General features: G+C 71.1%; 18 protein-coding genes. 9 read left to right on the top strand and 9 right to left on the bottom strand.

Features of this window, described 5'->3' with window-relative positions; translation table 11 throughout:
- Nucleotides 1-28: 28 nt before the first annotated feature.
- Nucleotides 29-724 (bottom strand): class I SAM-dependent methyltransferase, encoded by a 696-nt coding sequence (locus ACZ3OF_RS08675; protein WP_361669207.1) that lies wholly within the window; start codon nucleotides 722-724, stop codon nucleotides 29-31.
- 139 nt (nucleotides 725-863) lie between these two features.
- On the opposite strand from ACZ3OF_RS08675, the gene ACZ3OF_RS08670 reads away from it, so the two are divergent.
- The gene (locus ACZ3OF_RS08670) at nucleotides 864-1145 is read left to right on the top strand and encodes a DUF6343 family protein (RefSeq protein WP_361669209.1); all 282 of its coding nucleotides are present in this window, start codon (nucleotides 864-866) and stop codon (nucleotides 1143-1145) included.
- A gap of 31 nt (nucleotides 1146-1176) precedes the next feature.
- Here ACZ3OF_RS08670 and ACZ3OF_RS08665 read toward each other — a convergent pair whose 3' ends face one another.
- The 4 genes from ACZ3OF_RS08665 to rpsA all read right to left on the bottom strand — a co-directional run bounded on the left by ACZ3OF_RS08665 (nucleotide 1177) and on the right by rpsA (nucleotide 4996).
- Nucleotides 1177-1545 (bottom strand): tetratricopeptide repeat protein, encoded by a 369-nt coding sequence (locus ACZ3OF_RS08665; RefSeq protein ID WP_361669211.1) that lies wholly within the window; start codon nucleotides 1543-1545, stop codon nucleotides 1177-1179.
- Nucleotides 1546-1706: 161 nt separating this feature from the next.
- Nucleotides 1707-2315: a dephospho-CoA kinase gene (gene coaE, locus ACZ3OF_RS08660; protein ID WP_361669213.1), complete on the bottom strand. Its 609-nt coding sequence runs from the start codon at nucleotides 2313-2315 to the stop codon at nucleotides 1707-1709.
- Nucleotides 2316-2346: 31 nt separating this feature from the next.
- A complete protein-coding gene (locus ACZ3OF_RS08655; protein ID WP_361669216.1) occupies nucleotides 2347-3285 on the bottom strand; it encodes a PAC2 family protein in 939 nt (312 codons plus the stop codon).
- A gap of 208 nt (nucleotides 3286-3493) precedes the next feature.
- Nucleotides 3494-4996 (bottom strand): 30S ribosomal protein S1, encoded by a 1503-nt coding sequence (gene rpsA / locus ACZ3OF_RS08650; RefSeq protein ID WP_019885395.1) that lies wholly within the window; start codon nucleotides 4994-4996, stop codon nucleotides 3494-3496.
- 344 nt (nucleotides 4997-5340) lie between these two features.
- Between rpsA and ACZ3OF_RS08645 the strand changes: the two genes are divergently transcribed.
- Together ACZ3OF_RS08645 and hrpB are read left to right on the top strand one after the other, a co-directional pair.
- Complete coding sequence (locus ACZ3OF_RS08645) at nucleotides 5341-6168, top strand: class I SAM-dependent methyltransferase (protein ID WP_361669219.1); 828 nt, start codon at nucleotides 5341-5343, stop codon at nucleotides 6166-6168.
- Nucleotides 6169-6272: 104 nt separating this feature from the next.
- Nucleotides 6273-8834: an ATP-dependent helicase HrpB gene (hrpB, locus tag ACZ3OF_RS08640; protein WP_467303553.1), complete on the top strand. Its 2562-nt coding sequence runs from the start codon at nucleotides 6273-6275 to the stop codon at nucleotides 8832-8834.
- Here hrpB and pgfA read toward each other — a convergent pair.
- From pgfA to ACZ3OF_RS08625, 3 genes are all read right to left on the bottom strand, one after another.
- Complete coding sequence (pgfA, locus tag ACZ3OF_RS08635) at nucleotides 8818-9783, bottom strand: cell envelope lipid trafficking protein PgfA (RefSeq protein WP_361669225.1); 966 nt, start codon at nucleotides 9781-9783, stop codon at nucleotides 8818-8820. The genes hrpB and pgfA overlap by 17 nt on opposite strands.
- A gap of 14 nt (nucleotides 9784-9797) precedes the next feature.
- A complete protein-coding gene (locus tag ACZ3OF_RS08630) occupies nucleotides 9798-9938 on the bottom strand; it encodes an SPW_0924 family protein (protein ID WP_361432772.1) in 141 nt (46 codons plus the stop codon).
- A gap of 188 nt (nucleotides 9939-10126) precedes the next feature.
- Nucleotides 10127-11893 carry a lytic transglycosylase domain-containing protein gene (locus ACZ3OF_RS08625; protein ID WP_467303549.1) on the bottom strand — a complete coding sequence of 589 codons (1767 nt, stop codon included), beginning with the start codon at nucleotides 11891-11893 and terminating at the stop codon, nucleotides 10127-10129.
- A gap of 233 nt (nucleotides 11894-12126) precedes the next feature.
- Between ACZ3OF_RS08625 and ACZ3OF_RS08620 the strand changes: the two genes are divergently transcribed.
- Complete coding sequence (locus ACZ3OF_RS08620; protein WP_467303547.1) at nucleotides 12127-13005, top strand: DUF4184 family protein; 879 nt, start codon at nucleotides 12127-12129, stop codon at nucleotides 13003-13005.
- Nucleotides 13006-13062: 57 nt separating this feature from the next.
- Here ACZ3OF_RS08620 and polA read toward each other — a convergent pair whose 3' ends face one another.
- On the bottom strand, nucleotides 13063-15717 hold the full coding sequence (polA, locus tag ACZ3OF_RS08615; protein ID WP_361669764.1) for a DNA polymerase I: 2655 nt from the start codon (nucleotides 15715-15717) through the stop codon (nucleotides 13063-13065).
- A 178-nt stretch (nucleotides 15718-15895) separates the two neighbouring features.
- Between polA and ACZ3OF_RS08610 the strand changes: the two genes are divergently transcribed.
- The 5 genes from ACZ3OF_RS08610 (at nucleotide 15896) to ACZ3OF_RS08590 (ending at nucleotide 24249) form a co-directional block, all read left to right on the top strand.
- A complete protein-coding gene (locus ACZ3OF_RS08610; RefSeq protein ID WP_467303545.1) occupies nucleotides 15896-18199 on the top strand; it encodes an FdhF/YdeP family oxidoreductase in 2304 nt (767 codons plus the stop codon).
- Between the two features lie 132 nt (nucleotides 18200-18331).
- A complete protein-coding gene (locus tag ACZ3OF_RS08605) occupies nucleotides 18332-18838 on the top strand; it encodes a PaaI family thioesterase (protein WP_361669236.1) in 507 nt (168 codons plus the stop codon).
- A gap of 1311 nt (nucleotides 18839-20149) precedes the next feature.
- Complete coding sequence (locus ACZ3OF_RS08600; protein WP_361669239.1) at nucleotides 20150-21382, top strand: branched-chain amino acid ABC transporter substrate-binding protein; 1233 nt, start codon at nucleotides 20150-20152, stop codon at nucleotides 21380-21382.
- A 99-nt stretch (nucleotides 21383-21481) separates the two neighbouring features.
- Nucleotides 21482-22411: a branched-chain amino acid ABC transporter permease gene (locus ACZ3OF_RS08595; RefSeq protein ID WP_361592884.1), complete on the top strand. Its 930-nt coding sequence runs from the start codon at nucleotides 21482-21484 to the stop codon at nucleotides 22409-22411.
- Nucleotides 22408-24249, top strand: a complete 1842-nt coding sequence (locus ACZ3OF_RS08590) for a branched-chain amino acid ABC transporter permease (RefSeq protein WP_467303542.1) — start codon at nucleotides 22408-22410, stop codon at nucleotides 24247-24249. Before ACZ3OF_RS08595 ends, ACZ3OF_RS08590 begins: the two co-directional genes overlap by 4 nt.
- Nucleotide 24250: the final 1 nt, after the last annotated feature.

Here is a 24250-nt window from a genome sequence, read left to right as displayed (position 1 = left end):
GTCGTTCCGGGACTCGATCCGATCGTTCTCAGCGGGCCGCGGGGCGAGCCCTGACCCATGTGCCGTCGTCCGTCAGATAGGCGTCGGCCGCGAGCCCCGCCTCCCCCAGATACCGCTCGAAGTCCGCCTTGCTCAGGGGCCTCGAAAGGAAGGTCTGGGTCCAGCGCAGATCCGGGAAGACGTACTCGGCGTGGACCGAGTTGACGCCGTCGCCGACCGGGTCCGCGGACACGATCCGTACCGTGCAGCCGCCCGGGTCCTCGCGTTCGCGCGGCACCTCCGCGTGCCATCCTTCGCCCTCGCGCTGGATCAGCACGCAGCCGTCGTCGCGGACATGCCGTCTGCAGGCCTCCAGGAGCGCCTGCCGGTCGTCATGTGCGGCCGTGTGCACCAGGTACGAGGCGAGCATCACCACGTCGAAACGCCGCTCCAGGCGCAGTGATTCGATCGGGCTGCGTACCGTCTCCACGCCCGGCACGCGCTCTCTGACCGCTTCCAGCATCTCCGCCGACTCGTCCACCGCCGTCACGGTGAACCCCCGTTCGACCAGAGGCCCCGTCACGCGCCCCGCTCCACAACCCAGTTCGAGCAGTGAGGCCCCGGCCGGCACGGCGGCCTCGATCACATCGGGCTCGCGTCCCACCCCCAGGCGTCGGTAGACGTCGACGGCGCAGCCGTCCGGGGTGATGGCTCCGGGCCCTGTCCCTTCGTGTCCCTCACGCATCCGTCCGCTCATGCCCAGGAGAACGAAGGCCCTCGGACGGCCGTTCCCGCAGACACCCCGACGGCCCGGACACCCCTCGTTCGAGTGATGTTCGCCCCCGCGCGCCGGGGGTAGACCCTCAGTAGGAGATGCGACCGTCATGCGTACTGGCAGTGAACCGGCGACCGCGCGCAGTGCCCTGCGGATGCGGTTCTGGCTGAGTCTGTGGGGTCTGCTCTGGGCCGCGTTCGGTACGACGGCCTTCGCTCTGGTGGGCAGGCCGGGGTGGGCGGCGGCCTGCGGGATGCTGTTCGTCGTGGCCGCGGTCGACATGTCGATGGTGCTGCGCCACATCCATCAGGGGCCGCACTGGCAGCCCGGGCGGAACATCCCGCCGTACGAGCCCGATCACGGCGGCAGGGGCACGGGCCGCCGCCGCTGACGACGCGGGCGGCAGGGCGTGGCCCGGCCGGTCAGTCCGCGACGCCGAAGCGGGCCGCCTGGAGGTACTCCGGCTTGGGGTCGAGCGCGGCCGCGAGGCGGAAGTGGCGGGTGGCCTGCTCCGGCCGGCCGGAGCGCTGATAGGTACGGGCCAGGGCGAAGTGCGCGAACGCGTTGTCCGGCTCGCGCTCCAGGACCAGCTCGAACTCGAGCTCGGCCGGCCGCAGTTGAGCTGCGGCGAAGAAGGCGCGGGCGCGCAGCAGCCGAGCCGCGGTGTTCTCGGGGTGGGCGGCGATCACCGAGTCGAGCAGTTTCACGGCACCGCGAGGGTCCCGCGCTGCCAGCAGCTGCTCGGCGGCGCGGAAGTCGATGACGTGGGTCTCGGGGTTCCTCTCGGCCACGGTGGCATCCTTCCCTTGCTCCGGCGGTTCAACATCGGGCGCGGCAGCGGTATTCCGGGCCGGAGCACGATCCGGTACATCGGTCCCGGCCGTCCCACTGCCGCACCCGCGATCCCTACCCACCCGGAAGCGTGGCCGATCGGCACGTGCCCCGCCGTTTTCTACCGGGCCCCTTCGGCCGCCCGCCGCGTCAGCTCGTCCCAGACCTTGCGCACCTGGGGTTCCAGCTGGTCCAGCGGTCCGTCGTTGTCGATGACCAGGTCCGCGATCGCCCGGCGCTGCTCGCGCGTGGCCTGGGCCGCCATCCGGGCGCGCGCCTCGGATTCCGCCATCCCCCGCAGCCTTACCAACCGGTCGAGCTGTGTCTCCGGGGACGCGTCGACGACGACGACCAGGTCGTAGAGCGGGGCGAGGGCGTTCTCGGTGAGCAGGGGCACGTCGTGGACGACGACGTCGTCGGGTCCGGCCGTGCTCTCCAGCTCGGCGGAGCGGGCGCCGACCAAAGGATGGACGATCGCGTTCAGCGTGGCGAGACGGTCGGCGTCGGCGAAGACGATCGAACCGAGCTTCGGCCGGTCCAGTGCGCCCTGATCGGTCAGGATCTCTGCCCCGAACGCCTCCGCGACGGCCGCGAGCCCGGGTGTTCCGGGCTCGACGACCTCGCGCGCGATCTTGTCGGCGTCGATCAGCACGGCTCCGTACGAGACGAGGAGCCGCGACACTTCACTCTTGCCGGCGCCGATACCGCCGGTCAGGCCCACCTTCAGCATGAGCGGCAGCTTAGGACCCACGGTCCGTCGCCTACGCGTCGCCCTCCCGCTCGGCGAGGAAGCGCTCGAACTCGCGGCCCAGCTCGTCCGCCGACGGCAGGTCGACGGGCTCCGCGACCAGGCTGCCGCGGGTCTCGGCGCCGGCCACCGCGTCGTACTGGTGCTCAAGGCCCTGGACCAGGGCCGTCAGCTCGTCGTCGCCCTCGCCGATCTGGCGCTCGATCTCCGTCTGGGTGCGCCGGGCCTCCGTGCGCAGGGTGTGGGCGACGCCGGGCAGGACGAGGCCGGTGGCGGCCGTGATCGCCTCCAGGGCGGTCAGCGCCGCGTCGGGGTAGGAGGACCGGGCCACGTAGTGCGGGACGTGGGCGGCGACGCCGAGGGTGTCGTGTCCGGATTCGGTGAGCCGGAACTCGACGAGCGATTCGGCGCTGCCGGGGACCTGGGCCTCGTCGAAGGGGCTGCGGTGGCCGGGCATGAGGTCCGTGCGGCTGCCGTGCGGGGTGAGGCCGACGGGGCGGGTGTGCGGGACTCCCATGGGGATGCCGTGGAAGTTCACCGAGAGGCGGACGCCGAGGCGGTCGACGATCTGGCGGACCGCGGCGGCGAACCGCTCCCACTCCACGTCCGGCTCGGGGCCGGAGAGCAGGAGGAAGGGGGCGCCGGTGGCGTCCTGGACGAGGCGGACCTCGATGGCCGGCGTCTCGTACGAGGTCCAGCGGTCGCGCCGGAAGGTGAGCAGCGGCCGGCGTGCGCGGTAGTCCACGAGCCGGTCGTGGTCGAAGCGGGCCACCACCTGATGCGGCAGCGTGTCCAGCAGGCCGTCGACGATCTGCTCGCCGGTCTCACCCGCGTCGATGTAGCCGTCGAAGTGGTAGAGCATGACCAGCCCGGCCGACTCCTGCGCCAGGGCCACGTCCACGACGGCCAGGCCCTTCTGGTCCCATTCGTACAAATCCTGGGGATCAAGCACGATTACCGCTCCTCCTCGCGTTCCTAGAGAAGAACGCCCCCAGGGACATGAGCATTCCCCCTGGCCCGGTTTTCGTGGACGGAGTGTCAGCGCGTGAGCACGCGCGCGTGGAGCACCCCTGCTCCCCCGGGGCACGACTGAGGCCCGCTCCCCCGGAGGGGAACGGGCCTCGATCGTTGGCTAGCTAGTGCCTAGCAGCAGAGCTGATTCAGCTCTGGCCGCCGGCCAGCTTCTCGCGCAGGGCAGCCAGGGCCTCGTCCGACGCCAGGGCGCCGGAGTTGTCGTCCGACTCCGAGGAGTACGAACCACCCGAGACGCCCGCCGGGGCACCGGCCGGAGCGGCGGCGCCACCCTCGGCAGCGGCGGCCTCGTCGGCCTCGCGGGACTTGATGACCTGAGCCTGGTGCTGCTCGAAGCGCTGCTGCGCCTCGGCGTACTGGGTCTCCCAGGCCTCGCGCTGGGTCTCGTAGCCCTCGAGCCAGTCGTTGGTCTCGGGGTCGAAGCCCTCGGGGTAGATGTAGTTGCCCTGGTCGTCGTAGGACGCGGCCATGCCGTACAGGGTCGGGTCGAACTCGACCGACGCCGGGTCGGCACCGAAGGACTCGTTGGCCTGCTTCAGGGACAGCGAGATCCGGCGACGCTCGAGGTCGATGTCGATGACCTTGACGAAGATCTCGTCGTTGACCTGGACGACCTGCTCCGGGATCTCCACGTGGCGCTCGGCCAGCTCGGAGATGTGGACCAGACCCTCGATGCCCTCGTCCACGCGGACGAACGCACCGAACGGAACCAGCTTCGTGACCTTACCCGGGACGACCTGGCCGATCTGGTGGGTACGGGCGAACTGCTGCCACGGGTCCTCCTGGGTCGCCTTCAGCGACAGGGAGACGCGCTCGCGGTCCATGTCCACGTCGAGAACCTCGACGGTGACTTCCTGGCCGACCTCGACAACCTCGGACGGGTGGTCGATGTGCTTCCAGGACAGCTCGGAGACGTGCACGAGACCGTCGACGCCACCCAGGTCCACGAAGGCACCGAAGTTGACGATCGAGGACACGACGCCGGAGCGGACCTGACCCTTCTGGAGGGTCGTGAGGAAGGTCTGGCGAACCTCGGACTGGGTCTGCTCCAGCCAGGCACGGCGGGACAGGACCACGTTGTTGCGGTTCTTGTCCAGCTCGATGATCTTCGCCTCGAGCTCCTTGCCCACGTAGGGCTGGAGGTCGCGGACGCGACGCATCTCGACCAGGGAGGCCGGGAGGAAGCCGCGGAGGCCGATGTCGAGGATGAGACCACCCTTGACGACCTCGATGACGGTACCGGTGACGATGCCGTCCTCTTCCTTGATCTTCTCGATGGTGCCCCAGGCGCGCTCGTACTGGGCACGCTTCTTCGAGAGGATCAGGCGGCCTTCCTTGTCCTCCTTCTGGAGAACCAGGGCCTCGATCTCGTCGCCGACCTTGACGACCTCGTTCGGGTCGACGTCGTGCTTGATCGAGAGCTCGCGGCTCGGGATGACACCTTCGGTCTTGTAACCGATGTCGAGCAGGACCTCGTCCCGGTCGACCTTCACGATGACGCCGTCGACGATGTCGCCGTCGTTGAAGTACTTGATCGTCTCGTCGATCGCGGCGAGGAAGGCTTCCTCGTTACCGATGTCGTTGACCGCAACCTGCGGGGTGGTGGCGGTGGTCTCGGTGCTGCTCGTCATGTGGGAAAGGGCTCCGGTTACGGACAGAAAGTCGTAGGTACTGCTACGCCGAGAGCCCGTATCGCACCGAAGAAGCCGGACAGCCAATGAAGCGCCTTCCGGGCGGACCGGTGGGCGCCTCGAGAACCGAGGGGACATACAACCGTGCGAGCGCGGCCTGCTCCGTCTGAGGCGCGCAGGCCCGCAGCGCAACCTTTAGCATACGGGGGCAGCCGGACAGGGTCAATGCGCGAAGCGCGCACGCGGGGCGGAACGTCATATACCCGGCACAACTCAAGTCTCCCCAGGCCATCCTGGCCGGGGCCGCGCAGCGACGCTGTGCGCAAACTACATCGACGGGCGAGATGAACCAAGAGTACGAACAGGAAGACGGGCCCGAGTACGAGCCGGAGGCGACCCGGCGTGACACCGGCGACGCGGAGAGCAGCCGGGCGAGCCGGGGCTGGTGGGACCGGAACGCCGACGAGTACCAGAGCGAGCACGGGTCGTTCCTGGGGGACGACCGTTTCGTGTGGGGTCCGGAGGGCCTCGACGAGGCCGAGGCGGGGCTGCTCGGACCGGCCGGCGCGCTGAAGGGGCTCGACATCCTGGAGATCGGCGCGGGCGCGGCGCAGTGCTCGCGCTGGCTCGCGGCGCAGGGGGCGCGGCCGGTGGCGCTCGACCTCTCGCACCGGCAGCTCCAGCACGCGCTGCGGATCGGCGACGACGTGCCGCTGGTCGAGGCGGACGCCGGCGCGCTGCCGTTCCGGGACGGTGCCTTCGATCTGGCCTGCTCGGCGTACGGCGCGGTGCCGTTCGTGGCGGACCCGGTGAAGGTGTTCCGCGAGGTGCGCCGGGTGCTGCGGCCGGGCGGCCGGTGGGTGTTCTCGGTGACGCACCCGATCCGCTGGGCCTTCCCCGACGAGCCGGGCCCCGAGGGGCTGTCGGTCGCGGCCTCCTACTTCGACCGCACCCCCTATGTCGAGCAGGACGAGCGGGGGCGGGCCGTCTATGTGGAGCACCACCGGACGATCGGCGACCGGGTACGGGACGTGGTGGCCGGCGGATTCCGCCTGGTGGATCTCGTCGAACCGGAGTGGCCGGAGTGGAACAGCCAGGAGTGGGGCGGCTGGTCGCCGCTGCGGGGGAACCTGATCCCGGGGACGGCGATCTTCGTGTGCGAGCGGGACTGACCAACAGGGCTCAGCCGGCCGGCTGAGCCCTGTTGGTCATATGAAACGACAGGGCCTGTGGACAGCGTCGCCCGCCGCCGGTGACGACGTACGAGACTGAGTGCGTGATCCGACACGACGCACTCGACCGCCTCCCCGTCCGCCATGCCGTCCCCGAGCTGCTCACCGCGCTCGAGGAGCGCGGCGCGGCGGTGCTGTACGCGCCTCCCGGCACCGGCAAGACCACGCTGGTGCCGCTCGCCCTCGCGGGTCTTATAGGGGACGGGCCGCGGCGCCGGGTGCTGGTGGCCGAGCCGCGCCGGATGGCGGTGCGGGCGGCCGCCCGGCGGATGGCGTGGCTGCTGGGCGAGGAGGTCGGCGAGGCCGTCGGCTTCTCGGTCCGCGGCGAGCGCCGGACCGGCCGGGCGACCCGCGTCGAGGTGGTGACGACGGGCATCCTCCTCCAGCGGCTCCAGCGGGATCCGGAGCTGGCGGGCGTGGACGTGGTGCTGCTCGACGAGTGCCACGAGCGCCATCTGGACGCGGACACCGCGATGGCGTTCCTGGTGGACGTCCGGGCCACGCTGCGGCCCGAGCTGAAGCTGATCGCCGCCTCGGCAACCAGTGATGCCGAGGCGTGGTCGCAGCTCCTGACGGTCCTGGACGGCACCGGTCCGGCACCGGTCGTCCGGGCGCAGGGCGAGGGTCACGGGTACGACGTCCGGTTCGCCGGACCCCCGGCCGGCATCCGGCCCTCCCACGGCACGTGGGTGGATCCCGCTCTGCTGCGTCATGTGGCGGCGACGGTGCGGCTGGCGTGCGAGCGTCATCAGGGCGATGTCCTCTGTTTCCTTCCCGGCACGGGGGAGATCTCGCGCACGGCGGGGATGCTGGCGGATCTCGACGCCGACGTGCTCCAGCTGCACGGGCGGGCACCGGCGGCGGTGCAGGACGCGGTGCTCCGCGGGGCGGAGCCCGGCGGGCGGCGCCGGGTGATCCTCACGACCTCGGTGGCGGAGTCGAGCCTGACCGTGCCCGGGGTGCGGATCGTCGTGGACTCGGGTCTGGCGCGGGAGCCGCGGATGGACCACGCCCGGGGCCTGGGGTCGCTCGCCACGGTGCCGGTGTCGATCGCGGGCGCGACGCAGCGCGCGGGCCGCTCCGGCCGTGAGGCGTTCGGCATCGTGTACCGGTGCTGGGCGGAGGCGGACGACGGACGCCGGTCCCGCTTCCCCTCTCCCGAGATCGAGATCGCGGACCTGGCCTCCTTCGCCCTGCGCGCGGCCTGCTGGGGCGACCCCACGGCGTCCGGACTCGCCCTCCCGGACACACCGCCGGCCGGGGCGATGGCGGCCGCCCGCTCCGTGCTGACGGCGATCGGGGCGGTGGACGAGGAGGGGCGCGCGACGGAGCGGGGTGTACGGATGTCCCGGCTCGGCGTGCACCCTCGGCTGGCCCGGGCCCTCCTGGACGGTGCGCCCGAGGTCGGCGCGCGGCGGGCGGCCGAGGTGGTCGCGCTGCTGAGCGAGGAGCCGCCCCGGGAGTACGGCGACGACCTGGCGGCGGCCTGGCGCGCGGCGCGGCGGGGCACCGACGGGTACGGGGCGCGCTGGAAGGCGGAGGCCCGGCGGCTGGAGCGGTCGGCCGCCGAGGCGGGACCGGGTGCGCCACGGGCAGGAGGCGGTGCCCCGGCAGGCGGCGGGGAGGACGCCGTGGCCGGACTGGTGACGGCGTACGCCTTTCCCGAGCGGGTGGCCAGGGCGCGGGACAGCGGCGGGTTCCTGATGGTGTCGGGGACGGGCGCCGAGCTCGCCGACGGCTCGGCCCTCGGCAGCGCGCCGTGGCTGGCCGTCGCCGTGGCGGACCGGACCGCGCGCAGCGCCACGGCCCGGGTGCGGCTGGCCGCCGTGGTCGACGAGGACGTGGCGAGGGTGGCCGCAGGACATCTGCTCGCCTCCGGCGAGGAGGTCCACTGGGAGGACGGGGACGTGGTCGCCCGGTCCGTGTCCCGGCTGGGCGCCGTCGAGCTGGCCGTCCGTCCGCTCAGGGACGGTGCCGACGCCGGGCTCGTACGGGCGGCGCTCCTGGAGGGGCTTCGGCGCGAGGGGCTCGGGCTGCTGCGGTGGAACCGGGAGTCAGAGGAGCTGAGACAGCGGCTCGCCTTTCTCCACCGGGTCGTGGGTGATCCCTGGCCGGACATGTCGGAGGAGGCGCTGCTCGACCGGGCGGACGAGTGGCTGGAGCCCGAGCTGTCGCGGGCCCGGCGGCGGGCGGACCTCGGCCGGATCGACGCGGCGCAGGCGCTGGGGCGGCTGCTGCCCTGGGCGACGGGCGAGGCGGGCCGGCTCGACGAGCTCGCTCCGGAGCGGATCGAGGTGCCCAGCGGGTCGCGGATCCGGGTGGACTATGGCGGGGAGCAGCCGGTGCTCGCGGTGAAGCTCCAGGAGATGTTCGGGCTCGCGGAGACACCGGAGGTGGCCGGCGGGACGCCGGTCGTGGTCCATCTCCTCTCCCCCGCCGGCCGGCCGGCAGCCGTCACCGGCGATCTGGCCTCGTTCTGGCGGGACGGCTACCGCGCCGTGCGGGCGGAGCTGCGCGGGCGCTATCCCAGGCATCCGTGGCCGGAGGACCCGGCGGGGGCGGAGCCGACGCGGCACACCAGCGCGCGGCTCAGGAGGGAGCGGTAGCGGGGGCGTCCGGGCCGGGGCGCCGGCTTCGGGCTTCCAGCCAGAGGGAGAGGGCGAGCATAAGGAGGGAGAGGGTGACGAACGTCCACGGCAGATAGGAGGTGACGAGCAGGACGACCGTGCGGTTCGTCCTGACCAGCTCGACGGTGCTGCGGATGTAGTCCTCGCGCATCTTCACGTGGCCGGAGAAGGCGGTGACCTTCCAGTCGGACTTCTCGTTGCGGAGCTCCTCCTTGTGGATCTCCTCGCCGTTGACGGGGGCGCCGGTGACGGGGTCGACCCAGAACATCCGCTTGGTCGTGTACCAGATGGTCATGCCCGACTGGCTGATCATCTCGGGGGTGATGCCCTCGACCGGCATGGTCTTGGGCATGGGGACCTTGGTCCAGGGGATGGTCTGCTCGAAGTAGTAGACGTCCATGCCGCGGAAGGTGCGGGTGCCCTTGTAGTGGATGGGCGCCGAGGTGCGGGAGCGGGCGTCGTAGTACTGGTAGTCCCGCTTCTCGGTGAGGAAGGGCCACTTGAACTCGATGCCCTCGCGCCGGACGGCGTCGCCGTCGACCATCGCCCCGGTGGCGTTGACCGGGTCCTGGGTGTGGGCGTCGAAGATGTAGCGCTCGGGGATCTTGGAGACCATCTTGCCGTCGGGACCGGTGATGTAGGTGAGCGCGTCCCAGACGACGACGTCACGGCCGGCGTTCCGCTCGATCCGCTTCGACTCCTCCACGTTGCCCTTGAGCGTCTGGATGATCGTGAGCTTCTCGACCTCCTTCGCCGTGAGGGTCGAGTAGTCGACGAGCGTGGCGGGCTTCGCCTCCAGGACGATCTCCTGGTACTGGTTCGGCGGGATCTTCGCCACGCGGGGGAAGACGTACCAGCGCAGGGTGGGGGCCATCGCGGCGAAGAACACGGCGAAGGAGAGCAGGACGAGGCTGGCGCGGCGGCGCATGGGCGTGGCTCCTCCTACTTCTTGGGGCCGGGGTCGGCGGTGAGGAGGGGCTTGGGCGAGGTGGGCCCGTCGGGCGGCAGGTCGGCCACGGAGACGAGCAGGATGAGGAGGAGGACTGGGACCAGCCCGATGGCGGCGGCTACGAGGGCGCGCAAGGTCGGCCTCCCGGTGCTCGATCTGATGCGGCGTCAGGGCTGGGGCACCGTAGCAACGCGGCCGCGAGATGAGAACACGTTGCACTCAGAACACAGAGCGCCGCCCCCTCGTCCCGGCGGACGAGGGGGCGGCGGATGGACGGCGGCCGAGCGGGGGCGTCCGGTGGGGGCGCTGCTCGGCGGGTCGCTCAGGGGGTCCGGGTGGCCTCCGGGGAGCCGGTCGGCGAGGACGTCGGCGCCGGCGAGCCCGTCGGACTCGGCGTCGGCGTCGGTGTCGGGTCGGGGGCCGGGGCCGTGACCTTGAGCTCGATGGTCAGGGTGCCTCCGCCGGGCGTGGTCAGCCGGAGCAGGAAGGTCTCCGCCTGGTCGTCCGCGTAGATGTCGGGGAGGGTGAGCAGCCCGTTGGCGTCCGTCTTCACCACGAGGGTCCGCAGCGGCTTGCCGTCGGCGTCCTTGAAGTACGGGCCCTTGGTGTTCGGCAGCGGGACGGCCGAGGAGGTGATCATGGTGGCGGTCAGGGCGACCGAGGAGGCGGGGGCGCCGTCGAGGGTCGCCTTCACCGTGACGCGGTCGGCGAACTGGCCGCCGGTGGTGGCCGTCAGCTCCTTGGCGTCACCGCGGACCAGCGTGTCGGCCTGTCGCTCGGTGACGGTCGCGAGGTACGAGACGGGGATCAGGGCCCGGCCCACGACCGTGGCGCGGACGGTGAAGGTGCCCGTCTGCTCGCCGGCCCGGACCGGCGGGGCGACCGCACGGCCCGTGGCACCGGTGGCGACCTGCACGCTCTTGGCCACACCGCCGAAGTTGGCGTCGGTGGAGCCGACGATCTCGAAGCGCACGCTCACTCCGGCGACCGGCTTGCCCGTGGCGTCCAGCGCCTCGACCGTCGGCCGCTCGGCGAAGGCGGAACCGGCGGTGGCCGTCAGCGTGCCGGTGCCGGCGTCCTCGATCCGCGCCACCTTCGCCGCCGCCGTCGGCGGGGTGGTGGTGGGCGGCGGGGTCGGCGTAGGGGTGCCCGGCTGGGACGGGTTCGGCTTCGGCTTGGCCGGGGTGGGCGTCGGCGAGGGGGTCACCGGCGCGGTCTGCGTGGGCCGGGGCGAGCGGCCGGTGCTCGGGGTGTCGCTGCGGTCGACGGGCAGCACGCCCGAGCCGTCCGGGACCTGGTGCGTGCCGCGCTGGTAGTACGCGAACCAGGAGAGCACGGTGCGCAGGTACTCGGTCGAGCGGTTGTAGCTGAGGATCGCCCGGTCCAGATCGGCCTTGACCGCGAGGTCGCGGTTGTTGGCGCACAGGTAGAGCCCGGCGGCCTGCGCGGCGTCGTAGATGTTGTTGGGGTCCTTGCGGCCGTCGCCGTTGGCGTCCTGACCCCAGGTGGCCCAGGTGGAGGGGATGAACTGCATCGGACCGACCGCGCGGTCGTGCGTCGTGTCGCCGTCGAAGGCGCCGTTGTCGGTGTCCGAGATGTTCGCGAAGCCGACACCGTTGAGCTTCGGGCCGAGGATAGGCGAGAGGGTGGTGCCGTTGGCGTCGACGCGTCCGCCGCGCGCCTGTCCGGACTCGACCTTGCCGATACCGGCGAGCAGCTGCCACGGAAGGTGACACGCGGGGTCGCTGGAGCGTATGGACTGCTCCGCCCGCTTGTAGGCGGCGAGGACGGAGGCGGGTATGCCCGCCTCGGCGGGGCCGGTGACGATCGGCAGATCTATGGAAGTGCCGGGCTTGTTGGGCGTGTTCAGCGGCGGGAGGTCGGTGTAGTACGGCGAGTCGCCCGTTGCCGAGCCATCCGGCGGGAGCGTCGCGTCACCGGCGCCGACCGGCCGGTCTCCGCCCGCGCTGTCCGCGGGCGGAGGGACCGCGCCGGGTCCCTGCGAAGCCGCCAGTGCCGCCACCGCCGCGGCCACGACGGCACCGCTGGTGGCTCCCCTGCGCAGCCGACGGCCGAATTGCGCTGCCATACGTCTGGTCCCTCCCCCTCGACTGCACTCCGCGCTCCCCGCGCGAGGCCTCAGGAGACCCTATGACACCGACGGGCCCCGGAACACCGAGCCCTGACCGTGTTTCACGCTTTCGTCACCTCTTGGCCTCCCACGATCCGGGGGGAGATCGCTCACGCATACTGGGCGTGATCGCCGACCGCCGGCCGCAGGGGAGTTCCGGGGCCGGTGCGGATTCCGAGGGGGATGTTCCGATGCCGTTCACGCTCAGTCATGCCGCCGCGGTGCTGCCGGGCATCCGCCGGGACGGCACCGGGCGCGGCCCGTTGATCGCCTCCGCGCTCGTCGCGGGGTCGTTCGCGCCCGACATGACCTATTTCGCGGCCACGGCGATCCCGGGCGCGATGCTCTTCGGGAACGTCACGCACTCCGGCCTCGGCGTGGTGACGGTCGATCTGCTCATCGCGGGCGCGCTGGTGGCGGTGTGGCTGATGGTGCGTGAGCCGTTGGTGGCGCTGCTGCCGGGCCGGTGGCAGGGGCGGGTGTACGGGTTCGTGCGGGGCGGCTCGTGGCGCGGCCGGCCGGCGGCGCCGCTGGCCGGATGGTTCTGTGTGTCCGCGGCGCTCGGGGCGGCGACGCATGTCGTATGGGACTCATTCACCCACCTCGACCGCTGGGGCACGCGCGCGATTCCGTTCCTCGACGCGGTCGTGGCCGGGTTCCCGGTCTATCTGTACCTCCAGTACGGAGGATCGGCGCTGGCGCTGGCGCTGCTGGTGTGGTTCACGGTGCGGGCGCTGCGCGGCGCCGCCGGAGGGGCCGCGCGGCCGGACGGGGTGCCACTCCTGAGCCGCCGTGGAAGGTGGCTGGCCGGCGGGCTGATCGGCGCCTGCGTCCTCGCCGGGATCGTGCACCGGTGCTTGCGCTGGTACGCGTACTGGGGCCGGATCGAGACGCCCCTGGACATCATCCCGACGGCCTGCTTCGGCGGCGGCGCGGGCCTCGCGATCGGCCTGGTGCTGTACGGGGCGGGGATGCGGCTACGCGGAACGCGGCCGTCGTCGCCCGCGTCGGGCGAGGGTGACACCGCCGGGGATCGGGAGCCGGCCGGCTCCCACCCGGATTCACGCTGACCCCGTGCCACCGGTCCGACGGGGTGCGGGCGGTTCTTCGCCCGCACCCCGGGGGCGTCAGTGGGCGGCCGATTCCCAGTCCGGGCCCACGCCGACCGAGACGTCGAGGGGGGCGCGGAGGGAGACCGCCGAAGCCATCTGCTCGCGGAGGAGGGCCTCGACCCGCTCCCGCTCGCCCGGCGCCACTTCGAGCACGATTTCGTCGTGGACCTGGAGCAGCATGCGGGAGGCGAGCCCGGCCTCGGTCAGCGCCCGGTCGACGTTGAGCATCGCGACCTTCACGATGTCCGCCGCGGTGCCCTGGATCGGAGCGTTCAGCGCCATCCGCTCGGCGGCCTCACGGCGCTGGCGGTTGTCGCTGTTCAGGTCCGGGAGGTACCGGCGGCGGCCGAGCATCGTCTCGGTGTACCCCGTGGCGCGGGCCTCGTCGACGACCCGGTGCAGATACTCCCGTACCCCGCCGAAGCGCTCGAAGTACGTGTCCATCAGGGCGCGGGCCTCGCCCGGCTCGATGTTCAGCTGCTGGGAGAGGCCGAAGGCCGAGAGACCGTACGCGAGACCGTAGGACATGGCCTTGATCTTGCGCCGCATCTCGGCGTCGACGGCGGACCGCTCGACGCCGAAGACCTGCGAGGCGACCGTGGTGTGCAGGTCCTCGCCGGAGGTGAACGCCTCGATGAGGCCCTCGTCCTCGGAGAGATGGGCCATGACTCGCAGCTCGATCTGGCTGTAGTCCGCCGTCATCAGGGACTCGAAGCCCTCGCCGACGACGAAGCCGTGCCGGATGGCCCGGCCCTCGTCGGTGCGCACCGGCACGTTCTGCAGGTTCGGGTCGGTGGAGGACAGCCGGCCCGTCGCCGCCACCGTCTGGCTGAAGGTGGTGTGGATGCGGCCGTCGCCGGCGATCGTCTTGATCAGGCCCTCGACCGTGGAGCGCAGACGCGCCTGCTCGCGGTGGCGGAGCATGATCACCGGCAGCTCGTGCTCGGTCTGCGCGGCCAGCCAGGCCAGCGCGTCGGCGTCCGTGGTGTAGCCGGTCTTGGTCTTCTTCGTCTTCGGCAGGTTCAGCTCGCCGAAGAACACCTCCTGGAGCTGCTTGGGCGAGCCGAGGTTGAACTCGTGCCCCACCGAGGCGTGCGCCTCCTTCACGGCCTGCTGCACCGCTCCGGCGAACTGCTGCTCCATGGCCTCCAGATGGGCCCGGTCGGCGGCGATGCCGTGCCGCTCCATCCGGGCCAGGAGCAGGGACGTCGGCAGCTCCACGTCGTGCAGCAGCTCGGTCGCGCCGACCTCGCCCAGCTTCTCGACGAACGCCTCTCCGAGGTCGAGCACCGCGCGGGCCTGAGCCATCAGGGCGTCCGCCTCGGCGTGCTCGTCGGTGCCGAAGGCCAGCTGCCCGTCGGCGGCCGCCGGGGCCAGCTCGCGGTGGAGGTACTCGACGGAGAGGGCGTCCAGGGCGAAGGAGCGGCGACCGGGCTTGACCAGATAGGCGGCGAGCGCGGTGTCCATCGTGACGCCGTCGAGCTGCCAGCCGTGCTCGGGGAAGACCCGCAGGGCCTCCTTGGCGTTGTGCATCACCTTCGGCCTGGCGGCGTCGGCGAGCCAGGCCGCGAAGGCCCGCTCGTCCTGCTCGTCGAGCCGGGTCGTGTCGAACCAGGCCGCCTTGCCGTCGGCCGCCGCGAGGGCGACCTCGCTGACGTTGCCCGCGCCCAGGGCCCAGGCGGTGACGGTGGCCACACCGAGCGGCTGCGCGCCGTGCGCCTCCAGCCAGGGAGCCAGCTCGCCCGTGCCCAGGGCCGTGCCGTCCAGCTCGACGCCCGCGTCGGGAACCGGTGCTTCCTCTTCCTCCGCCCCGGGGTCGACCGCGAGCAGGCGCTCGCGCAGGCTGGGGTTACGGATCTCCAGGACCTCCAGGAAGCCCTTGAGGGCGGTCCTGTCGTACGGCGCGCGCTCCAGCTCCGCGACCGTGCGGGGCAGTTCGACGTCCCGGACCAGCTCCGTCAGGTGGCGGTTGAGCTTGACCGACTCCAGGTGGTCACGCAGGGCCTGGCCGACCTTGCCCTTGACCTCGTCGGCGCGCTCCACCAGCTCCGCGAAGGAGCCGAACTGGTTGATCCACTTCGTCGCGGTCTTCTCGCCGACGCCGGGGATGCCCGGCAGGTTGTCGGACGGGTCGCCGCGGAGGGCGGCGAAGTCGGGGTACTGCGAGGGGGTGAGGCCGTACTTCTCCTGGACCTTCTCCGGCGTGAAGCGGGTCAGCTCGGAGACGCCCTTGGTGGGGTAGAGCACGGTCACATGGTCGGTGACCAGCTGGAAGGAGTCCCGGTCACCCGTGACGATCAGGACCTCGAAGCCGGCCGCCTCGGCCTGCGTGGCGAGCGTCGCGATGATGTCGTCGGCCTCGAAGCCGTCCACCGCGAACCGCACCGCGTTCATGGTGTCGAGCAGCTCGCCGATCAGCTCGACCTGCCCCTTGAACTCGTCCGGGGTCTTGGAGCGATTCGCCTTGTACTCGGGGAAGTCGGCCGAGCGCCATGTCTTGCGGGACACGTCGAACGCGACGGCGAAGTGCGTGGGCGCCTCGTCGCGCAGCGTGTTCGCCAGCATCGACGCGAAGCCGTAGATCGCGTTCGTCGTCTGTCCGCTCGCGCTCGTGAAGTTCTCCACGGGCAGCGCGAAGAACGCCCGGTACGCGAGCGAGTGCCCGTCCATGAGGAGCAGGCGGGGACGGGTTTCTTCGGTCTTCTTCGATGCTGTCTCGGCCACGTACACGATCCTGCCACGGACCACTGACAATCCCGTCCACTCCCGGTCCGGGCACCGCGCTGTCCGGGCCCCGTGACAGGATCGGAGACGTACGACACAGGATGACCGCTCAAGGGAGAGCGCGATGGTCAGCAAGCCCCCCGCCGGCGACCCGGTCCAGGACGCACCGCAGGTCGCGCCGCCGCAGCACGCCGCTGCCGGCCTGCCCGCCGTCGCGCACACCCTCAGGATCGCCCAGGCGCAGATGGGTGTGGCGCGCAGCGCGCGGACCCTGCTGAAGGTCAACCAGAAGGACGGCTTCGACTGTCCCGGCTGTGCCTGGCCGGAGGGCGACAAGCGGCATGTGGCGGAGTTCTGCGAGAACGGGGCGAAGGCGGTCGCCGAGGAGGCGACGCTGCGCCGCGTGACCCCGGAGTTCTTCGCCGAGCACCCCGTGGCGGACCTCGCGAACCGCAGTGGGTACTGGCTGGGACAGCAGGGCCGGATCACGCAGCCCATGCTGCTGGAAAGCGGAGGGGCCCAGCCGGAGGGCGCCGAGCGGTACGAGCCGGTGAGCTGGGAGCGGGCGTTCTCGATCATCGCCGAGGAGCTGACTGCCCTCTCCTCTCCCGACGAGGCGCTCTTCTACACCTCGGGGCGGACCAGCAACGAGGCCGCGTTCCTGCTCCAGCTCTTCGCCCGCGAGTTCGGTACGAACAACCTGCCGGACTGTTCCAACATGTGCCACGAGTCCTCCGGCTCGGCGCTCAACGAGACCATCGGGATCGGCAAGGGCAGCGTCTCCCTCGAGGACCTGCACCAGGCCGACCTGATCGTCGTCGCCGGACAGAACCCGGGCACGAACCACCCCCGGATGCTCTCCGCCCTGGAGAAGGCGAAGGCGGCCGGCGCCAAGATCATCTCGGTGAATCCGCTGCCCGAGGCCGGTCTGGAGAAGTTCAAGAACCCGCAGACCCCGACCGGCATGTTCCGGGGCGTCGCCCTCAACGACCTCTTCCTCCAGATCCGCATCGGCGGCGACCAGGCTCTCTTCCGGCTGCTGAACCAGCTGATCCTGGAGACGGACGGCGCGGTCGACACGGAGTTCGTCGGGGCGCACACGCACGGGTACGAGGAGTTCGCCGCGGCCGCGCGCGCCGCGGACTGGGACGAGACCCTGGCCGCGACGGGCCTTGACCGGGCCGAGATCGAGCGGGCTCTGGAGATGGTTCTCGCCTCGGAGCGGACCATCGTCTGCTGGGCCATGGGCCTCACCCAGCACAAGCACTCCGTGCCGACCATCCGCGAAGTGGTCAACTTCCTGCTGCTGCGTGGCAACATCGGCCGCCCCGGTGCCGGTGTCTGCCCCGTCCGCGGCCACTCCAATGTGCAGGGCGACCGCACGATGGGCATCTTCGAGCGGCCCGCGCCCGCGTTCCTCGACGCTCTGGACAAGGAGTTCGGGATCGTCTCGCCGCGCCATCACGGCTTCGACGTGGTCCGCTCGATCCAGGCGCTCCGCGACGGCGAGGCGAAGGTCTTCTTCGCCATGGGCGGCAACTTCGTCGGGGCCACCCCGGACACCGAGGTCACCGAGGCGGCGATGCGCCGTGCGCGGCTGACGGTCCATGTCTCGACGAAGCTGAACCGTTCGCACGCGGTCACGGGCACGCGCGCGCTGATCCTCCCCACGCTCGGCCGCACCGACAAGGACGTCCAGGCCGGGGGCAAGCAGTTCGTGACCGTCGAGGACTCGATGGGCCTGGTGCACACCTCGCGCGGCAACCTGCCGCCCGCGAGCCCGCACCTGCTCTCCGAGCCTGCGATCGTGGCCCGGATGGCCCGGGCCGTCCTCGGCGCCGGCTCGGCCACGCCCTGGGAGGAGTTCGAGAAGGACTACGCCACGATCCGCGACCGCATCGCGCGCGTGGTGCCCGGCTTCGAGAACTTCAACGCCCGCCTGGCCGCCGATCCGGGCGGCTTCGCGCTCCCGCACGCCCCGCGCGACGAGCGCCGCTTCCCCACGGCCACCGGCAAGGCCAACTTCACGGCCGCTCCCGTCGAGTACCCGAAGGTGCCGGAGGGCCGGCTGCTCCTCCAGACCCTGCGCTCGCACGACCAGTACAACACCACCATCTACGGCCTGGACGACCGCTACCGCGGGATCAAGGGCGGCCGCCGGGTCGTCCTGGTCCACCCGGAGGACGCGGCGGCCCTGGGTCTGGCGGACGGGGCGTACACGGATCTGGTCAGCGAGTGGACGGACGGCAGCGAGCGGCGCGCGCCCGGTTTCCGGGTCGTGCACTACCCGACGGCCCGGGGCTGCGCGGCCGCGTACTACCCGGAGACGAACGTCCTGGTGCCGCTGGAGTCCACGGCGGACATCAGCAACACCCCCGCCAGCAAGTCCGTGATCGTACGGCTGGTCCCGGCGGGGACGGCGGGCTGACCGAAGGGCGGCCCCTCCTTCGCAGGGGGCTGGACCGTGCCGGGGAGCCGTCTGGAACAATCACGGCACGCCTAAGCGTTTGCTCAGGCACGTGTTCATTGACGACGTACGAAGACGAACGGAGCCGGGCCGATGGGCGAGCAGCATCACGTGAAGTTCCCGCAGGAGGTCATCGACGAGTACGCCGCGCTCGGCGTCGACCTTCCCGCCCTCTTCTCGGCCGGGCACCTCGGCAACCGCATGGGCGTGCAGATCGTCGAGGCCTCCGCGGAGAAGGTCGTCGGCACGATGCCGGTGGAGGGCAACACCCAGCCGTACGGTCTGCTGCACGGCGGCGCCTCCGCCGTCCTCGCCGAGACCCTGGGCTCGATCGGCTCCATGCTGCACGGCGGCGTCTCCAAGATCGCGGTGGGCGTGGACCTGAACTGCACACACCACCGCGGGGTCCGCAGCGGTCTCGTGACGGGTGTCGCGACCCCGGTGCACCGTGGGCGCTCCACCGCCACGTACGAGATCGTGATCACCGACGAGCAGGACAAGCGGGTCTGCACTGCCCGGCTGACGTGCCTGCTGCGCGAGGTCTCGCCCAAGGACGCCGACAACATCCCGAACGCGGGCGGGAGCGGCTCCGGCGCCTGAGGCCCGGCCCAGCCCAGCCCGCCGACCAGCAGCACCCACCTGAGCGGGCATCCCTCACCCCTCATCACTACGCGGCCCGGGACGGTCACCACCGTCCCGGGCCGCGCCGCGTGGGGGGGGCGCGCCACGTGGGGGCGATCAAGGCTCCGCGGTCACCGGGAGTCACCACCGCGGAAGCCCGTAGGACTCCGGCCCGGGGCCCTGGCCACCGCCCCCGAGGGAGCGAAGCCCCTCCTTCCGGGCACGGTCGCCGGTGCGGTGCGCCAGGCCCCGGAACACCGGCCCCCGGACGCGGAGCGTCGTCTTCCGAACGCGGACCCGACGACCGGTCGCCCCGGCGGACCGTGCGGGGTTCCGACTCCCGGACACCGGCGCCGCCGGTCCGACAGCGCCACCACCGCGCTCGAAGAGGCCGAGCCCCGCGCCACGCACGGCAGCACCACGCCCACCGCACCCCTCCCCCGGGCCGCCGTGCGCCAACGGCGCTGCCCGCCCGAGCGATTCGCGCAGTTCACCACCGGGATCGCCACCCCGACCATCGCCACGGGGCGCACACCAAGCCCCGGCACCGATCGCCCAACTACCTTAATCAGTCGGCCTGTTGTACTCCGGCACCGCGATCCTCCAGCACCCCCGCGCCTGAGATTCCCGCCGTACGCTCCGGCCCCCCGAGCGGTGCCGGCGCCGCCGCGGGAACGGTCCGGCCCGGCGGTGGACATCCGCACCGACCTCGTCGCGTACCGGGGCGAACGAAGCACCCGAGGGACACGCATGGGCAAGGCGCGACCGGCCCTCCGGAGCACGGGAAGCCGCCTCCGCAGCCCCCTCCGCAACCCCGCTTCCGCCACCCCCACGTGTAACACTCCGTGACCTTCGTCCAGTCATCGAGGGGAGCGGCCGATTCCAGGGGTCCGTCCGCTGACGTCCGGGCGAGTGTCCGATATCCGGAGAGCGTCAGAAACGGTCCGACAGGAGCAAGTTCCGCTCAAGCCCCTTAGCGGAACTGGGCGTTCTCACTATGTGAACACCATGTTGCAGACCCATTTGCCCAAATTTGCCCACCCCCTGTCCACCTCCTCTCCCCCAGGCGATAACAAGACAGTCACATCCTGACCTCGCCGCTCCCCACCTCCTCCACCTGCGCTTAGAGTCACCGCCAGTCACCGCGCCGCCGGGCGCGTCCACTGCACGACCCAGCACCATCACTCAGTCATCCCCAGTACGGCCCGGCATTCACAAACGGCACCTCCAGCTCCATGCTTCACGGCACCGCCTCAGCTCGAGGGGGCCGCGCCAGGGAAAGGATTCATCGTGCGACACCGTTCCTTGCTCATCCTCACCACCGCGATCACCGCGGGAGCACTCACCCTCACCGCCTGCGGTTCGCGCGACGACAAGGGCGGCGACGCCGCCGGCGGCGGCAACACGACCGTCGTCATCGGCCTCGACGCGCCGCTGACCGGCGACCTCTCCGCGCTGGGTCTCGGCATCAAGAACTCGGCCGACCTCGCGGTCAAGCAGGCCAACAAGAAGGAGTACGTCAAGGGCGTCACCTTCAAGCTCGAGTCCCTCGACGACCAGGCCCAGCCGTCCTCCGGCCAGCAGAACGCCACCAAGCTGGTCGCCGACAAGCAGGTGCTCGGCGTCGTCGGTCCGCTGAACTCCTCCGTCGCCGAGTCGATGCAGAAGGTCTTCGAGGACGCGAACCTGGTGCAGGTCTCCCCGGCCAACACCAACCCGGCGCTCAGCCAGGGCCCGACGTGGAACTCCGGTGAGAAGAAGCGGACCTACAAGTCCTACTTCCGCACCGCCACCACCGACGCCATCCAGGGCCCGTTCGCCGCCCAGTACGTCGTCAACAAGGCCAAGAAGACCAAGGCCTTCATCATCGACGACAAGAAGACCTACGGTGCCGGCCTCGCCGCCACCTTCAAGGGCGAGTTCGAGAAGCTCGGCGGCAAGGTCGTCGGCACCGACCACGTCAACCCCGACACCAAGGACTTCAGCGCCGTCGCGACGAAGGTCAAGAGCTCCGGCGCCGACGTCGTCTACTACGGTGGCGAGTACCCGGCCGGCGGCCCGCTGACCAAGCAGATCAAGGAGGCCGGCGCCAAGGTCGTCGTCGTCGGTGGCGACGCCCTCTACAGCGCCGAGTACATCAAGCTCGGTGGTGCCGCCGCCAACGGTGACATCGCCACCTCCGTCGGCGCGCCGATCGAGCAGCTGCCCTCCGCCAAGGAGTTCCTGGCCAACTACAAGGCCGAGAACTACAAGGACGCGTACGAGGCGTACGGCGGCTACTCCTACGACTCGACCTGGGCCATCATCGAGGCCGTCAAGAAGGTCGCGGACGCCAACGGCGGCAAGCTGCCCTCCGACGCCCGCGCCAAGATCGTCGAGGCCATGCAGACCATCTCCTTCGAGGGCGTGACCGGCAAGGTCTCCTTCGACGAGTTCGGTGACACCACCAACAAGCAGCTGACCGTGTACGGCGTCGAGAACGGCGCCCACAAGCCGATCGAGTCCGGCACCTTCGGCGGCTGATCCGCACCACCCCACCAAGCACCACCTTCGCCGCGCGGGGCGCTGCACCAAGCGCCCCGCGCGGTGTCACATCCGTCGAAAGTCTCGGAGGACAATGCGGTGAACGAACTGCCGCAGCAGCTGGTCAACGGCCTGCTACTGGGATCCATGTACGGGCTGGTCGCCGTTGGTTACACGATGGTCTACGGCATCGTCCAGCTCATCAACTTCGCCCATGGCGAGATCTTCATGACCGGCGGCTTCGGGGCCCTGACGGTCTGGCTCATGCTCCCCGGAGGCACCAGCCTCTGGATCGCGCTCCCCCTCATGATCATCGGCGCCATCCTGGTCGCCACGACCATAGCCGTCGGCGCCGAACGCTTCGCCTACCGGCCACTCCGCGGCGGGCCCAAGCTCGCTCCGCTCATCACGGCCATCGGCCTCTCGCTCGCCCTCCAGCAGGCCGTCTGGGCCTGGTACCCGGAGGCCAAGTCGGCCCGTACCTTCCCGCAGATCCCCGGCGGCCCGATCGAGCTCGGCCCGATCACCATCGGCACCGGTGACGTCTTCCTCGTCATCGCCGCCCCGATCTGCATGGCCTTCCTCGCCTTCTTCGTCATGCGCACCCGCATCGGACGCGGCATGCAGGCCACGGCCCAGGATCCGGACACCGCGCGCCTGATGGGCGTCAACACCGACCGCATCATCGTGATCGCGTTCGCGCTCGGCGCCTCGTTCGCCGCCGTCGGAGCCGTCGCGTACGGCCTCAAGTACGGCCAGATCGACTACAAGATGGGCTTCCTCCTCGGCCTCAAGGCGTTCACCGCGGCCGTCCTCGGTGGCATCGGCAACATCTACGGCGCCATGATCGGCGGACTCGTCCTCGGCATCGCCGAGACGATGGCCACCGCCTACATCAACCACATCCCCGGCATGCAGCAGCTCGGCGGCCAGTCCTGGGCCGATGTCTGGGCGTTCGTACTCCTCATCGTCGTACTCCTCCTCAGGCCCCAGGGTCTGCTGGGCGAGCGCGTCGCGGACAGGGCGTGACCACCATGACCACAACTTCCGAGAACACGACGGCCCCCGCCGCACCCGAGCCCACGCCCGCCAAGGCGACCGGTCTCCTCCCACTGCCCGTCTCCACCGCCCGGGCCCTGGCCCTCGGCGGCGGCGCGCTCACGGTGGTCAGCTGCTTCCTCTCGTGGACCTGGACGGCCGCCTTCCCCGGCGACCTCACCGTCTACGGCTACCCGGGCGGTCTGCAGTGGCAGGTCCTCGTGACCGGCCTGCTCACCGTCCTGTTCAGCCTCTCCTCCTACGGAGTCAAGGGCACCCGCTGGCTCTCCCCGGCCGGCGCCGACGCGGCGATCAAGTTCTCCGCGCTCGCCGCCTTCGCCACCGCCTGGTACACGATCGTCTCGATCAGCGTCCAGCTCGGCGGCCCGATCAACCTGGAGCCCGGTGGCGTCGTTGTCGGTGTCGCCACCCTCCTCACCCTGATCGGCGCGCTGGCCCTGCCCTTCGAGCGTCCCGAACTCCACCCCGTGGACCCCGAGGACGACGGCTGGTCGCAGTTCCGGCACCGGATCGCCAACGGTCTGCAGACCTTCAAGGCCTCCTTCGCCTCGGGCCAGGCCCGCCCCGTGCGCCCCCTGCCGTCCGCCGTCGAGATCCTCATCATCACCGGCATCCTCGCCGCCGGTCTCGGCGTCTTCACCTACGGCATCGGCACCGAGTACGACGAGGCGTTCATCGGCTTCCTGATCACGGCCGGCTTCGGCTTCGCCGCGCTCACCAAGTCCGGCCTCATCCAGCAGGCCACCCAGCTGACGTCGAAGCACCAGAACCTCACGATCGCGGGCGCCTTCATCGCCGCGGCCCTGTTCCCGTTCACCCAGACCGACGACCAGTACGCCACCATCGGCGTGTACATCCTGATCTTCGCGACGGTGGCGCTCGGCCTCAACATCGTCGTCGGCCTCGCCGGTCTGCTCGACCTCGGTTACGTCGCCTTCCTCGGCGTCGGTGCCTACGCGGCCGCGCTCGTGTCCGGCGCGCCGACCTCCCCGCTCGGCATCCACCTCCCCTTCTGGGCCGCCGTGCTCGTCGGTGCCGGTGCGTCCCTGGTCTTCGGCGTCCTCATCGGCGCCCCGACCCTGCGGCTGCGCGGCGACTACCTCGCCATCGTGACCCTCGGCTTCGGTGAGATCTTCCGCATCACCATGATGAACACGGACGGCACGTCCGGCCCGGACATCACCAACGGCTCCAACGGCATCGCGTCCATCCCGAACCTCAACATCTTCGGTTTCGACTTCGGCATGGAGCACTCCATCGCCGGATTCACCATCGGACGCTTCGCCAACTACTTCTTCCTGATGCTGCTGATCATGGCGGTCGTCGTCCTCGTCTTCCGACGGAGCGGCAACTCCCGCATCGGCCGCGCCTGGGTCGCCATCCGCGAGGACGAGACCGCCGCGCTCGCCATGGGCATCAACGGCTTCCGCGTCAAGCTCATCGCCTTCGCGCTCGGCGCCTCCCTCGCCGGTGTCGCCGGTACCGTCCAGGCCCACGTCACCTACACCGTGACGCCGGAGCAGTACCTCTTCGCCGGCCCCATCCCGCCCAACTCCGCCTTCCTGCTCGCGGCCGTCGTCCTCGGCGGCATGGGCACGATGAGCGGGCCCCTGGTCGGCGCGGCTCTGCTCTTCCTGATCCCCAACAAGCTTCAGTTCATGGGCGACTACCAGCTGCTCGCCTTCGGACTCGCGCTGATCCTCCTCATGCGGTTCCGCCCCGAGGGCATCATCGCGAACCGGCGCAACCAGCTCGAGTTCCACGAGAACGCCGAAGCGCCCGCCACGCTCGCCAAGGCAGGTGCCTGAA

Source organism: Streptomyces sp. NPDC022552, assembly GCF_055561875.1.
The sequence above is the reverse complement of the archived record's forward strand: the minus strand, read 5'-3'. Positions and strand labels throughout refer to the sequence as shown.

Bases quoted from the DNA above. Each gene is read 5' to 3' on its own strand.
- ACZ3OF_RS08675 (WP_361669207.1), bottom strand. From the start codon at position 724: ATGCGTGAGGGACACGAAGGGACAGGGCCCGGAGCCATCACCCCGGAC.
- ACZ3OF_RS08670 (WP_361669209.1), top strand. From the start codon at position 864: ATGCGTACTGGCAGTGAACCGGCGACCGCGCGCAGTGCCCTGCGGATG.
- coaE (WP_361669213.1), bottom strand. From the start codon at position 2,315: ATGCTGAAGGTGGGCCTGACCGGCGGTATCGGCGCCGGCAAGAGTGAA.
- rpsA (WP_019885395.1), bottom strand. From the start codon at position 4,996: ATGACGAGCAGCACCGAGACCACCGCCACCACCCCGCAGGTTGCGGTC.
- ACZ3OF_RS08645 (WP_361669219.1), top strand. From the start codon at position 5,341: ATGAACCAAGAGTACGAACAGGAAGACGGGCCCGAGTACGAGCCGGAG.
- pgfA (WP_361669225.1), bottom strand. From the start codon at position 9,783: ATGCGCCGCCGCGCCAGCCTCGTCCTGCTCTCCTTCGCCGTGTTCTTC.
- ACZ3OF_RS08625 (WP_467303549.1), bottom strand. From the start codon at position 11,893: ATGGCAGCGCAATTCGGCCGTCGGCTGCGCAGGGGAGCCACCAGCGGT.
- ACZ3OF_RS08620 (WP_467303547.1), top strand. From the start codon at position 12,127: ATGCCGTTCACGCTCAGTCATGCCGCCGCGGTGCTGCCGGGCATCCGC.
- polA (WP_361669764.1), bottom strand. From the start codon at position 15,717: ATGGACGGGCACTCGCTCGCGTACCGGGCGTTCTTCGCGCTGCCCGTG.
- ACZ3OF_RS08610 (WP_467303545.1), top strand. From the start codon at position 15,896: ATGGTCAGCAAGCCCCCCGCCGGCGACCCGGTCCAGGACGCACCGCAG.
- ACZ3OF_RS08605 (WP_361669236.1), top strand. From the start codon at position 18,332: ATGGGCGAGCAGCATCACGTGAAGTTCCCGCAGGAGGTCATCGACGAG.